Origin of the sequence: Oliverpabstia intestinalis (genome assembly GCF_009696065.1) — a bacterium.
Lineage (GTDB): Bacteria > Bacillota > Clostridia > Lachnospirales > Lachnospiraceae > Oliverpabstia > Oliverpabstia intestinalis.
Genome location: NZ_VUMS01000003.1, coordinates 168,364 through 183,112, shown reverse-complemented (window position 1 = coordinate 183,112; position 14,749 = coordinate 168,364). Strand labels below are relative to the sequence as shown.

Below are 14,749 nucleotides of genomic sequence, written 5' to 3'. Positions count from 1 at the left end.
CGCAAACGCGTTAAGGATCAGGATAAAGAAATCCGGCGTCTGAAAGAGGAAAATGAATTTCTCGAGGAAGCAAGTGCTTTTTTCGCAGCCAGCCGTCGGAAGTCAGCAAGAACCAAAGAATGATGTTCATTGCCATAAAAACGGAAGACGGCATGATTAAGGGAAAACTTTCATTCTATTGCCGGATGCTTGGCGTTAGCCGCCAGGGGTTCTACAAATATCTTGCTTATAAAGATCGCCCCTGGAAATATCAGGATCTCGCTGATGCTATGAGAGCAATCAATACAGAGGATGAATGTAATGATACCTATGGGCGTATTCGCATGTATCAGGCACTTCTCCTTAAGAAACCGGAAGGACTCAAGATTCCTAGTGAGCGAACCGTCTACAGGGTCATGGATGAAATTGGCCTTAGTCATCAACCAAAGCGTAAGCCGAATGGTATTACCAAGGCTGATCGGGAAGCTCGTAAGTCAGATGATCTTCTGAAGCGAGATTTCAAATCTGATAAGCCACTTGAAAAATGTGTAACTGACATCACAGAAATCAAGGCTAAAGATGGAAAACTGTATGTTTCAGCTATCTTTGACTGCTTTGATTCCAGTGTCCTTGGTCTGGCAATGGAAACCAACATGAAAGCAACTTTGTGTGAGCATACCCTGGATAATGCCTATCTGGCATATCCTGATCTGCGAGGGGCTATTGTACACTCTGACAGAGGAACACAATATACCAGTGAAACTTATCGTAAGGCTCTTGCTAAATACGGTATTATTCAAAGCATGAACAGTGCTGGTGGCAGGTGCCACGATAATGCCCGATGCGAAAGCATGTGGGCCAGAATGAAAAGCGAGCTTCTCTATGACCGCTACAATACGGAGACTATGACCATAGAAGAACTGAAGGTTCTCATTTGGAGATACTTCATCAATTACTGGAATAACAGGAGGATCTGCTCTGCCAACGGTGGGCTTCCTCCGATAATTAAGCGACAGAGATACTACCAATCTCTGGAACAGGCTGCATAGGCAGTGATATCTTTGAGATAAATGTGTCAACCAATATTGACAATATCATTGTCACATATTCTATAGCTTTCACCAAATAATTTGGCAATACTGTCACTATCTCTTCAACTGTTTTTCCCTTAAATATGTTTTCCAAATCAAAACTAAATTTTTGCGCAAACTCCGCTTTTGATACTATCTTATGCGAAAAAAACGAGTATACATAAGATGCTTTAGCCTCTTTATTCTTATATTCATTATATTCTTTTGTGTACTTTTCTAATAGCTCCGCTTTCTTCTCCTCGTTCTTTTCTTTGTCCTGAATTTTTTCTGCAAGCATAGTTGCAATAGTTTGCAACATTTCTTCGCCTAATCCATTGGCAGCTAGCTCATATTCCAACGTCCACTGCTCTGGAATAAATGTTTTAACATTTTGACCATTTGCCTTTTTTTCAATCTCTTGTATATACTTTTCTTTGTCTTTTATTTCAGACTCTACTTTCCATTTTCGATTTTTCTTTGGCCAATTTTCTTTATCCTTATATTTTTCATCAAGACAAATTGCAGGTGCGCATTCTGGCATTACATCTCTATCTGTAATACACGATACAGGAATATTTATTTCATCTCCCTCTTTTCTCTGAAAAATCCTTGCATATCTTCGAAGACCTGTACTTTTAACATCAACAATAGATATTCCATAATCTGTTAAATTTCTGTTCAATAATTGCGCAAGAGTTGGTAATAATAAAGCCTCTCCTGGTCCTTCTACAATGATTACACCTTTGGCAAAAAATAAATTGGCTTTCGTAGCATCCAAATAACGTTCTAAAAATTTATAATCAGAAGAATCCAACATTGTTTCTCCCTCTCTCATCGAAAAAGCTTTCCGATTTTGTATCAAAAGTAAATTATTAAGTTCTACCACTGATGCCAATAAAGGAGAATGCGTTGTCATTATTACTTGTTGATTTTCTCCTTTCTTTTGCATAGACTGTATAAGCTTCAATTGTCTTTGAGCATGTATATGCGCTTCCGGTTCTTCAATTAACATGAATGTACTTAATTCATTATTATCCTGATTCAGTAACATTTCACATGCCATACTCATTAAATTGCTTGTTCCAAGTCCCACATTACCATAATTTGATACTGAATCTTTTTGAATATTCAAATCCAATTTTTCCAACAATGAATATATCTTCTTTTCATCCGTGTTACCATCACCAGCGACTGTAATTTGTGTTTTTACAGCATCATTATTTAGCATTAACTCTGTATTTAAAATATCACCTATTCCCTTATTCACAGCTTTAATCACTTTATGTTCAGCCAGTAACTGATTGGACAAATCAAAAATTCCAGCGAGAGACAATGAAGTTATATCTATTCCTTCTTTATATTCTCGCTCACCTAAATTCAAATCTGGTATACTACTTAATATTTGAGCCAAACGTGATCCTCTTCCCGATTTCATTTGTGCTTGTGCATCTCTCAGTGGCTTTAAATATGTCACTCTTAACAATTCACGTGCTTCTGCTGAAGGTGCTGCTACATCTGCATTTCTTCCGCAATTCACACTTACAAATGTCCTATGTGGATTTACATTAGTCATATACTTTGCTGACCAATTAATTATTAGTATTTCTTCGTCTTTTGTGTACGTTAAACACTCCAAAAAAGCTGCTTTTTCTCTAACTGTTAAGTTTGAAAATGTAATAGTAATATGTATTTCATTAACGGTATTTTCTTGATGATAATCAGATAACTCTACACGCTGCCACGATTGATCTGTTGTTCCTAACACATAACGAATGGCATCGATAACAGTTGATTTTCCACAATCATTTTCTCCGATAAGTACGGTAACTCCTGGATTAAAATGAAATACGGTCTTCTCTTTAAACGCTCTAAAGTTTTCAATTGAAACTGAAGAAATATACATAAAACACCCTCCACGCTTTATAATTCTTACTTATTTCCCATATTTAACTGGTTCTTCCGCTACCATTTGCACTTGCTCATCTCTCTCAATTTTCCGGTAATCCACAGTCTTTTTAGAACGCATTTCCCTGTAAATCACTCCCGCCAGTGCACTCATTACAGCATCATACTTACTTTTGTCCTCAAATAGAGAACCATAGCTGTCCTGCGCTTCCATATAACTTTCCATTGCTGCATTTCCAAAAGCTGAAGGGAAAATACTTTCCGTAAAGATTCGTGGATCTGAAGTACGAGCAGAACTTGCCAGCTTATCATCGGCAATCAATTTATCGTGTAAAGCACTAAGCATCACCCGATCTCCATCTGTGAACTGTCCTTTGTACTTCTCATTAATCTTATCCAAGATTTCATCCAATGTGCTTTTCTGTCGGATTCCCTGTGCTCCTTGCTTTTTAGACGGAACGTATTGCCCGTCAACTTTTTCCAGTTTTATTGCACCCGCAAAAGTCTTCTGCAATTTATAGTATTCCAGTTTCAGCTTTCCATCTAAATCAATCGGTTCTTCCTTTTCTTCCGGCAAGAGTCCGATCAAATAACTAAGGAAAAGATATTCCTTATGCATATCAGCGTCAAACATTCGAACTACTTGTGTTATATAACTATACCATCTTAATATTTTTCTTACCTGCCTTCTAAACTGATATCGTTCTTCTGGATTTTTCAAATTGTATCTATCTGCTACCGGTTTTAATACACTTGTCATTTTTCCCATCGCAGTTGCATCCTGCTTATCAGGATGATTCCATATATCAATAAATGCCTTGATATCATTTTCATTATAAATTGCATAATCCAGAAGTTCTTTTTCTGTCTGATAAATCAAATCCACATTTACTTCCTGCTCAAGACTTGTCTCCTGATAAAATGGCTGAAATGCTTCAAGAATATCTTCTTTTTTATTTGCAAAATCCAACACAAATGTGTCTACTTTTCCAGGGCATGTTCGATTTAAACGAGATAACGTCTGCACTGCTTTCACATTTTTCAATTTCTTATCAACAATCATTGTATGTAACAGTGGTTCATCAAAACCAGTCTGATATTTTTCCGCTACTACCAGAACATTGAAATTATCATGGAATTCTTCTTTTGTCTGACTTTCTGATATATGGCTTCCATCTTTCCTTACGTTCAGCCCGGACTCTGTATACTCTTCATCTCCATCCTGCACCGTTCCGGAAAATGCAGCCAAAATATCCATATCTACATAATGTTGTTCTCTTATATATCTTTTGATTTCATGGAAATATCGAACTGCTGCCAGTCTCGAATCTGTGACAACCATCATTTTCCCTTTTCCACCAATTTTTTGTTTCGTAGTCTCTCTGAAGGTTTCTACGATAATCTGTGCTTTCTGGCTGATATTATATGGATGCAATTTTTCATACTTCTTTATAATTTTTGTTGCTCTGCTTTCTGGAAGCTCAGGATTTTCTGGTGTATCTTTTGCAATTTTGAAACATGTACTGTAAGTCATATAATTCTGCAAAACATCCAGTATGAACCCTTCTTCTATCGCCTGCCTCATGCTATAAATATGAAATGGATGAAAACTTCCATCTGTCCATTGACTTCCAAACATCTCCAGTGTTGCCGATTTCGGAGTCGCAGTAAATGCAAAAAAGGATAAATTTGGATGTTTTCCATGTGTCAGCATCTCCTGAACAAGTTTATCATTTCTATCTATTTCATCTTCTGCTTTTCCTTCTATTTCCGCATATTCTCTCAATGCCGCTTCTGTATCTGCCAGCGCTGCTTTCAATTTCATTGCAGAACTTCCCGTCTGTGAAGAATGAGCTTCATCTACAATAATCGCAAAATTTCTTCCGGCAACCTTATCCACTTCCTGATAAATCACTGGAAATTTCTGCAATGTGGTTACAATAATTCTTGCCCCGTTATTGATGGCATCTCGTAGATCTTTTGAGTTCTTTTTATCATCAATCGTCTCTACCGCCCCTATCGTGTGATCAAACCCTGAAATGGTTTCCTGTAACTGTTCATCTAACACGGTTCGGTCTGTAACTACAACCACACTGCTGAAAACGGATGCATCATTCGAATCATGTAAGGATGCCAGTCTATAAGCTGTCCAGGCAATAGAATTGGACTTTCCAGAACCTGCACTATGTTGAATCAGATAATTATGACCTGCACCTTCTTCTTTCACATCTGCAATTAATTTACGTACAACGTCCAATTGATGATATCTTGGAAAAATTAATCTTTTCTTTTTTGTAACCTGCTCTGATCCGTCAGGCATTTGTTTCTTTTCTTCCTTTACCTGCAGATGAATAAACTTTTGGATAATATCCATCATGCTGTCTTTCTGGAATACATACTCCCAGAAGTATGATGTTGGATATCCCTCCGGATTCGCAGGATTTCCCTTGCCGCCATCATTTCCAGCACCGTTTGATCCCTGATTGAACGGAAGAAAATATGTAGTTTTTCCTTCCAACCGGGTTGTCATCCAAACTTCCAACTGATCAATACAAAAATATCCTAAGATTCTCTTATTGAACTGAAAACATATTTCTCTTGGGTCACGATCATACATCCACTGACGCTTGGCATTATCAACATTTTGCCCTGTATACTGATTCTTTAATTCCAGGGCAAATACTGGTATCCCATTTACCGACAGAACCATATCAACAGAACTATGTGTATCACTGGAATAAAACCACTGTCTGTTGCAAGTAATTTCATTCTTTTCGTACAGTGCTTCCGCTGTTTGGTTTAACCCTGATTCTGGTTTAAAATAACATACTTTGAATGGAATGCCTCTATGTTTAAATCCATGTCGCAATACAGAAATAAGTCCGTCCATATCACAAGCATTGTTGAACGCAAGACAGAATTTACGTTCTGGATTCACTTTATTCTGCAACAGAAAACGTTTCCACTCTTTCGGCTGTGTTCTCTGAACAAATCTCAATAGAGTATCTTTATAAACGCCAAGCTGCGGATCATACATATCGTTATTATGAGTGTAGCCACCTGCCGGTGATAGAAAAAATTCTTCAATATCTGCTTCAAAACGTTTCTCTGTTGTAACATCTATACTCAAGATTTTGGCACCTCCCTTTTTCCTGTGACATACTCGTAAATCAAGGATTTTTTATACTCACTAATTTCCTGAATCATCTCTTCTTTTTTTTGTATTACTTTATCAATGATGTTGCATTTTTTGTTCAAATATTTCGCAATTTCTTCTTGTTCTACTTTAGGTGGAATAAGTACCGGCATTCCTTTAAGTAAAGGTTGACCCAAGCTTGCTCTTGTCACTAAATTCATTTCTTTTACAAGATAAAACCGTTGATGCTCACTTCTAAAGTAATACTTTAAAAATTCAGTATCTATCTTCTCTTGTTCGAATGGTCTAAGTCTTATCAAAAATCCTGCAAAAGTTGCATTAAGTATATCCTTTTCACATACACTTGAAAATCCAACTTCTTCTATTGTCTCTGATGTTCTTGTAAAGAAAACATCTCCCTTTTTCACTGAATATATTTCTTGTTCCTTTTCTGTTGAATCAATTAAGCCCTCTACTTGTCTTGGTAAAGAGTAATTGCGATACACATCCCCATAACTTACAAACGGATAGCCTTTTCCAAAATATTCTGCTCCCTTACTTATGCCATTTTGTAATCTTCCTATATGTCTTACCTTACATATTTCCCATTCCTCAGGAATTAGCCCTATAAAATCATATCCGCTATCTTTAAACTTTCTATTTTTGCGAATTCCCTTTGTAACACTTTTTGTTATAAGAGCCAATTTAAGTTTCTTATATTTTTCTATAGATTTCTCTGTATCCTTTATAATATTCTCTATTTTTAAGCATTTATCAGTTAAAAATGTTGAAATTCTATTTTGTTCTTCTAAATTGGGCACTGGGAGAAATAATGCATTCAATCTGTTTACTGGTATACGCATTCTAACTGTATTAAAATTTCCTTTTTCATTTTCTTTTATCAATATTCCATTGCCTAATCCCACCAAACTTCTTTGAAATGCTTTTGTTTGAAATAAAAAATGATAATAGTTAACATTTACATCATTATTTCTAGGGTAAAACATATAATATACAGGACTTACACACCCCATATAATGCGATATTCCAACTGAGCCTGATATAATATTCATACTATTCATTACTATATCACCTGGATATGCCACTTTATAATCCTGCAAATTTTCTTTTGCTTTATTTCCACCACCTTCTTTTTCTGAATATGGTACTACGCCATAGTTAACCCCTAACGACAAGATAAATTTTGTTTTTAAATCATCATTTTTCTGATTTCTTTCAATAAGTAGTGCTTTTAGTCTCCTTATCTTCCATTCCTCCGGTATCTCTCCAATCCATTCAACCCCTGAATCTTTCATCTCTCTACTCATATCATTCCTCCCCAAATAAAGCATCCAAACTACTCTGAATATCCAGTTCCAATTCATGCAAGCGTACCGCAATTTCTTCCACTGGTTCCGGTGCCTGATATTCATAAAAATATCTTGTCATTGGAATCTCGTATCCTTTTTTCGTTTTCTTTTCATCTATCCATGCTTCTGGTGCATATGGTAATACTTCTCTCTTGAAATATTCCTCAATCTCTTCTGTCAGCGGTACATTTTCTGTGTCACGCAGAGACACATCAGCTACTGGCTTTCCCTTTTTTAATATGGTTTCACCATTTTCATCTTTCTGCGGCTGTTCTACTATAATCTTCTGATATCCAAATTCTTCTGCACCAAAAATCTTACTCTGACAGTAAATACCATCTTTCTCGCCATATACAGTTCCATTTTCAAATGCACCATATGCTTTTACAATTAGATCACGGCATTTATCAGTAATGTCATTCCTTTTCGTTCCGATACTTTTTCTTCTTGCTTCAAAACAGTGCGAAGCATCAATCAACTGCACTTTTCCAGCTCTGTGTACTGGTTTATCTTTAGAACAGATCCAAATATAAGTGCTGATACCGGTATTCATAAACATATCTGTACCTAACTGCACAATCGCATCCAACCAGTCATTTTCCAAAATATATCTTCTTATTTCTGACGGTCCACTTCCGGCATCTCCCGAAAATAATGATGAGCCATTCTGAATAATCGCCATTTTTCCATTTGGAGCCAGCTTGGAAAGCCCATTTAATACAAATAACTGCTGTCCATCAGATATCTTCGGAAGTCCAGGTGCAAATCTTCCCAATTCACCTTTCTTCGCTTCTGCCTCTACTGCTGTTTTTTCTCTTTTCCAGTCAATTCCGAAAGGCGGATTTGAAATAATATACTGAAACTGATACCCGCTAAACTGATCTTCTGACAAGGTATCTCCAAATCTCATATTATTTGGATCGCCCCCACGAATCATCATATCCGCTTTTGCAATCGCAAATGTAGAGGGATTAAACTCCTGACCAAAGCAGGTAACTCCAATCTCTGTGTTTAGCTCCTGAATTCTTTCTTCCATGCAGCTAAGCATCTGAGATGTTCCCATCGCCATGTCATACACTGTTACATTTCCACCCTTACTCAGATCTGCATCTGATAAAAGTAAATCCGTCATTAAATAGATGATATCTCTACTGGTAAAATGTGCTCCTGCCTCTTCTCCAAAAGACTCTGAAAATCGTTTTACCAGATCTTCAAAAATATATCCACAGTCTACTGCACTGATCTTATCTGGTCCCAGATATCCTTTTTGTGAATTAAATTCTTTTATGACAAGATACAAGGTATTACTTTCCACCATTCTGCGGATAATATTATCAAAATCAAACTTTGCCAGCACATCCTGAACATTTGCTGAAAATCCATTCAGATAATCTCGAAAATTTGCTTCGATATTTTCCGGATCAGCTAATAAAGATTCAAATGTATATTTGCTGATGTTATAAAATTGATAACCGGAAGCTTTTGTCAGAAATCCATCAATTACAGCAAAATTCTTCACCTTTTCATACTGTTCCAATACTGTTTTATGTGTCGGTAATAAACAATCATGAAATCTTTTTACTACTGTCATTGGCAAAATTACCAATCCATATTCATGCGGTTTAAATGGGCCACGGAGCATATCTGCTACATTCCAGATCATTGTCGCTTTCTCTGCTATATTAGTTCCAACTACATCAAATTTATTATTTTCATCCATTTATTTTTCCTCCGTATAAATATGTTCTAATTCTGCTGTTGCCTTTTCTAATTTGTATTTCAATTCTTTTATTTCATTTATCTTGGTGTAATATTTATCTGCAATTATCTTCTGACTTTTTAAGTCAGGCAATGGAATTGTTATTTTTTTCAATCCTTCAACCGGCAGATTTAATAAAGTAGCCCCTACTGCTACTCTAGATAAGGCTGCTTTTCCATTTTCACTTTCCAAATATGCTTTCAAAAAGTAAGGATTTATCTTATCTTCATCTAACTCAATAACATAAAGATTACCATTTGCTAAAATCTTATTTCCTTCTTTTACGGATGCAATTGCCATTTTTACCGGAGATACATTTTTGGAAATTACGAGACTTCCATTTTTAATACAATATTTCTCGTATTTAGGATTCATTTCTTTCAAATAAGGAAGATCATCACTAATAATACCATCCTTTATATTTGCCAGCATCAAATACTGCATGTTCGTTGGTTCATCAGATACAATTTCATCTAAAATCGTTGCTTTAATCTGTGCTCCTCTTGTTATGTTCTTTATCACAGATTCAAATGCTACCCCGTTTTTTATGGGCATCTCTTTTTGAAGATATCTTGACGGATTAAGAGTGTATTCATTTTTTGCCACCTCTTCACCCAAAACTAGCTTTGAGTTATCGTCATCTGTATTCAATAGTTCAAGAATTTTAGAAATATTTTCATCACTAAGAACATTCTGTCTTCGTCCAACAGAGACCATCTCCGTTGCATCTATCATTCTTATATTTTTATTGTTTCTGCTTAATACCAGTAATGAACAGGCAATTCCAGTATTCGAATACAAATTGGATGGAAGTGCTATCACCGCCTCGACAAATCCTTTTTTTACAAATTTTTCGCGGATTACTGTATTGATTCCTCCGTTCCAAGTCACTCCATTACTCACCGAAACAACCGCTTTTCCATGTTTGTTGAGATGATTCATGACATTTATAATAAATACCCAGTCTCCCGCAGCTACTTTCTGTACTTCTGGTATAACATTATATATCACCTCTAATTCCTCGTTGTTTCCAATACTCTCTTTCGCCCTTATCCCCCAAGGATAATCACAGAATATTTTATCGAACATCAGATTGTCATCTATGTCCAGAACTGATTTTTGTTCAATTTTCACCCGATCAGAAATTAATTCCGTTCTGATTTCTGCCACTTCTTTGACCTCAGTTACAAGCTCCACACCATAAAACTGTGATTCTGGATTTCTTTCTATAGCATTCACTAGAAATGTTCCAATTCCACTACAGAAATCTGCTGCCTTATCATTTGAAATTTGAAGTATCTCATTTGCCAACTTTACAACACTCTGTGGGGTTTCGCATTCTCCCATAAATTTATTTCCTTGCAATGGCCACCACAATACTACTGCTAAAAGTGTTTCTTCTGAATATGCTTCTCCGATTTCTATTGCCACATTCCATAAATTTTCAATATTTCCTTTTATGAAACTGACTCTCTCCGGTGAAAAAGTCAGTTCCACATATTCTACTAACTGATATACATCGTTTATCTTATTTTTTAAAGATAAATACGCCACATACGATAAGCAAAAGCCTCCATATACGGATGTATTTCCAAGTTCTCTCATCCTATTTGAAATATTCCAACTAATCTCTTCAACTTTCGAGCCTTCTTTTTCTTTTAACTCTTTAACTGAAATATTCAACCCTGTTTCCTCCTTTGGTTATTCACAATCAATTCTCTTGTATTCACTATAGCATTTGTTTATTTGATTGTCAATAATCAAATTTGGTTTTTCATAACCATAAATATTTTTCTAATATAATTCCCTTTTATTATGACAGTAGATTTTTATTTCCATAGCAGCAATATTTATAAGTCCCAAGAGCAATATAAGATTTATCGAAATATATTTTCTTACTGGTTCTTTAATAATTCATATTTAATAACATGGATTATTAATAGCAGCGGTTTGTCCAGTATGGGATTTACCATATCTGGTTTTCCTATTTTCTGATGTCCGGAGATAGAAATTTCCTATGGCCTGATTGTCCAAAATTGGATTATTCACCCTTAGGCACTTCTCTTCTCCCCTTAATCATTTTCTTCTCCTAATGGAACTTCCCGGATAATATATTCGGTATCTCCATAAAAGCCATATTCATTACGCAATCTATGACGTTCCACATACCCATGATGCTTTAATTCCTTAATTGCAGAACGAACAGAATCAATCCCATCTCTGCTCAATGTTTCCAGTCCTTGCATATTGTAATACCAGTCATCTGGCAAACTTAACATCAGCGACAATAGACCTTTCGCTTTCAATGTCAGATTCTTATTCTTGAAATGGTGATTACTCATTACCGTAAAATTCTTAGTTCTCTCTACACGAAAAATCTGTGCCATGCTCCCATCCTCCTTTCCAGTTCAAAAGAGAAAGCGTAAGTAATATCTCTATCACTCACGCCTTCTCTAAACATTTTATTCTTTTTTCAATGATTTTTTAATCTGTCCAATTACCTGTTCAATCCTCAGTTACAAACTTCAACTTTGTTAAACATAGATCAGTTCCTTCAAAATAATCTCTTCCACAAACGCTCTGTGCTGATTAGCAGCTCTTACCCACGCAATCTGATCTTTCTCTTTATCCGGTAATGGTTCTTTTTCTTCCAACTGTTTCAGAATCACTTCTTCCCGTTCTCTGGCCGCCTTGTCCACTTCCAGAAGATGTTCTCCAATTGTATCCTGTAAAAGCATCACCTGGTAGGTTGAATTTCGATGGTTCTTCAGATAATCTCTGCGTAAGAATCCATACTTGCCAAACTGCTCCATCTGCTCACCGGATTTATAAGTAAGATTCGGAGTCAGATTTCAATTTACATTCGTGTACGTTAATTTCATTTTATTAGCACTCTCCATTTCTCATCATTTTTTGACCGCAAATTTACGACATTTACGACAAATCTGACACTGCTTTACAATACCAGCCAAAATGACTGATGTCCCGGAAAGCCTGTAAAACAGGCACTTCCGTGATACACAAGACAGGACAAAAGTCGACTTCTATTCTCAAAGACATCCCAATAAAATTTCTGAATGACAGGAAAATCCGTTTGCTCTGCTTTTTGCAATTTCATTTGTTCTTTTATGTCCTATTATAGCACGCAGCAAAAGAAAGCACCTCATGAATCTCTCTTATCCGCTAATTCTCTCCGATAGTATCTGTAAAATAAACTCCCCGTCGTACAAACAGCCACAAAATCCGCAATCGGCTCAGCCAAAAATACACCGATGGTTGGATTCGCAACAATATGAGACAAAAAGAAAATGAGTGGAATCAGCAAAATGATTTTTCTCCATATGGTCAGAAAAATAGCTGTTTTGTCCTGATCAAGTGCTACAAAACTATACTGACACGCAACCTGTATTCCATATATGCAAAGCAGGCAAAGATAGGTTCGGAGCGGTATCACATTGCTGTTTAATCCTATTTTTTTACTTCTTTTCCTGGATCGTTCCTGCATTTTTAAAGATTTTTCAAAATCAGCGAAATACCGGACAGTACCAGCAATACCGATGTAATCTTCTTAACATTTTTTCCATCCATATGATTGCTGCATTTGATTCCCAAAAACAGCCCCAAAAGTGCAAACGGAATCAGTTTCAAGACGGACAGAACCGTATCAAACGTAAGTAATCCAAGTGCACTGTACAAAATAATGCGAAATGTGTTGTCCACAATAAAGACCGCGCTGATATTTGCCTTAAATGAGCTGTCCTCGTCCGTCACGCGATTGACGTAAGCGGCCAGCAAAGCGCCCACACCAAAGAGACCGCACAAAACCCCGGCTGCCACACCGATGATCGCCAGCACCAGCCGGGAGGAAGGTACGCGTTTTTTGCTGTACTCTCTGGAAAGCATCTCCGCACCCAGTGCGACTACTACCACTCCAAATACCAGCTTGATCGCTCTGGCATCCACATTTTTCAACAGAAATGCTCCGGGAATACTGCCTGCCAGTACCAGGACTGCCAACGGGATATACACTTTCGGATCCAGATTTTTTCGGTTTTTCCAGGTAAGAATCACATTGGCCGGATAACCCAACAGCAGATCAATTGGAGAAATATTGGCATTTACCGATCCAAAACTGAGAATTGCTGTAAATACCAGCGTGTTGGCAAAGCCACACAAACCTTTGATAAAATAAGCGACGACTGCCGCAAGCATCCATAAATACATCCTATTATCTCTTTCAGGCTTTTTTGAAATATTTTTTTATTTTTCGGAAAAAATTACTTTTCGTCAACGACCTGGAAAATAAAAAATTTTAAATAATACGACTCATCTGCCGCCCACAGGATCGGATGATCCGGGGACTGAGTGCGGAATTCCACCTGGCGGAGACGTTTATGAGCGCTTCTTGCAGCTTCCCGAACCGTTTTCGCAAGGAGTTCCTGGGTCATAAAATGGGAACAGGAGCAGGTGGCAAGGTAGCCGCCGTCTTTGACCAGTTTCAGTCCTTTGATATTGATCTCGCGGTAACCTTTGATAGCGTTTTTGGTGGCCTGGCGGGATTTGGTAAATGCAGGAGGATCCAGGATCACGACATCGTATTTCTCTCCTGCTTCTGCCAGGCGTGGAAGTTCGTCAAATACATTCGCACAGCGGAAGGTGACCCTGTCTTCCAGTCCGTTTCTTTTTGCATTTTCCGTTGCCTGGGAAACGGCATACTCAGAGATATCCAGCCCGGTTACCTCTGTGGCTCCGGCAATTCCGGCGTTCAGGGCAAATGTTCCCATATGGGTAAAGCAGTCCAGCACCCGTTTTCCCTTGCAGATGCGCTGCATCGCCAGACGGTTGTACTTCTGATCCAGGAAGAATCCGGTTTTCTGTCCATTTTCCACATCTACCAGATAATGTACTCCATTTTCCACGATCTCCACTTCCGTTTTATACGGCTCCCCGATCCATCCTTTTACTTTAGGAAGTCCTTCTTTTTTCCGCTCGTTGGCATCGCTTCGCTCAAAGACACCGTGGATGATCACGCCGTCTTCCGCCAGCACTTCTTTTAACAGTTTCACGATGGTTTCTTTGAATGCTTCCATGCCCAGTGCCAGACACTCCACCACCAGCACATCCTCGTATTTGTCCACGGTCAGTCCGGGAAGAAAATCTGCTTCACCGAAGATCAGACGACAGGATGAGGTATCCACTGTAGTTTTTCGGTATTCCCATGCATTTTTTACACGCATCCTTAAAAATGATTCGTCAATCTCCTGATGAATGTTTCTGGTCATCATTCGAACTCTGATCTTGGAATTCTGATTGATGAATCCCCGTCCCATGGGGTAGCCATCAAAGTCGTGTACCAGCACAAGTGAACCGTTGTCAAATCCTCCGGTGATACTCTCGATCTCATTATCAAATATCCAGGCCCCGCCTGCTTTCAGTGTACGTCCCTCTCCTTTTTTCAGTGTAACTACTGCGTAACTCATATTTTTTCCCTTTCTTTGCTTCTGTATCCTCTGTCTGTTATTTTTGTCGT

General features: G+C 37.6%; 10 protein-coding genes. 1 reads left to right on the top strand and 9 read right to left on the bottom strand.

Annotated features, from left to right (window positions below):
• Positions 1-119: 119 nt before the first annotated feature.
• Entirely contained in the window at positions 120-1,028 is a 909-nt protein-coding gene (locus tag FYJ57_RS02540; protein WP_154431408.1) for an IS3 family transposase, read from the top strand.
• On the opposite strand, the gene FYJ57_RS02535 is transcribed toward FYJ57_RS02540, so the two are convergent.
• The 9 genes from FYJ57_RS02535 to FYJ57_RS02495 form a co-directional block, all read right to left on the bottom strand.
• A complete protein-coding gene (locus FYJ57_RS02535) occupies positions 985-2,952 on the bottom strand; it encodes an ATP-dependent nuclease (protein ID WP_154431407.1) in 1,968 nt (655 codons plus the stop codon). The two genes, FYJ57_RS02540 and FYJ57_RS02535, sit on opposite strands and share 44 nt — an antisense overlap.
• Before the next feature lie 30 nt (positions 2,953-2,982).
• Complete coding sequence (locus tag FYJ57_RS02530) at positions 2,983-6,084, bottom strand: type I restriction endonuclease subunit R (protein ID WP_235904349.1); 3,102 nt, start codon at positions 6,082-6,084, stop codon at positions 2,983-2,985.
• Positions 6,081-7,418: a restriction endonuclease subunit S gene (locus tag FYJ57_RS02525; protein ID WP_154431406.1), complete on the bottom strand. Its 1,338-nt coding sequence runs from the start codon at positions 7,416-7,418 to the stop codon at positions 6,081-6,083. The genes FYJ57_RS02530 and FYJ57_RS02525 overlap by 4 nt, the downstream gene beginning before the upstream one ends.
• Before the next feature lies 1 nt (position 7,419).
• Positions 7,420-9,180 (bottom strand): type I restriction-modification system subunit M, encoded by a 1,761-nt coding sequence (locus FYJ57_RS02520; protein WP_154431405.1) that lies wholly within the window; start codon positions 9,178-9,180, stop codon positions 7,420-7,422.
• Entirely contained in the window at positions 9,181-10,902 is a 1,722-nt protein-coding gene (locus tag FYJ57_RS02515) for a type I restriction-modification system subunit M/S (RefSeq protein WP_235904346.1), read from the bottom strand. It abuts the gene before it with no gap.
• A 389-nt stretch (positions 10,903-11,291) separates the two neighbouring features.
• Positions 11,292-11,606, bottom strand: a complete 315-nt coding sequence (locus FYJ57_RS02510) for a helix-turn-helix domain-containing protein (protein WP_154431404.1) — start codon at positions 11,604-11,606, stop codon at positions 11,292-11,294.
• Between the two features lie 147 nt (positions 11,607-11,753).
• Complete coding sequence (locus FYJ57_RS02505; RefSeq protein WP_262525806.1) at positions 11,754-12,068, bottom strand: TnpV protein; 315 nt, start codon at positions 12,066-12,068, stop codon at positions 11,754-11,756.
• A 658-nt stretch (positions 12,069-12,726) separates the two neighbouring features.
• Positions 12,727-13,443 carry a sulfite exporter TauE/SafE family protein gene (locus tag FYJ57_RS02500; RefSeq protein ID WP_154431403.1) on the bottom strand — a complete coding sequence of 239 codons (717 nt, stop codon included), beginning with the start codon at positions 13,441-13,443 and terminating at the stop codon, positions 12,727-12,729.
• A 53-nt stretch (positions 13,444-13,496) separates the two neighbouring features.
• Positions 13,497-14,699, bottom strand: coding sequence for a class I SAM-dependent rRNA methyltransferase (locus tag FYJ57_RS02495; protein WP_022173098.1), 1,203 nt, complete (start codon positions 14,697-14,699; stop codon positions 13,497-13,499).
• Positions 14,700-14,749: the final 50 nt, after the last annotated feature.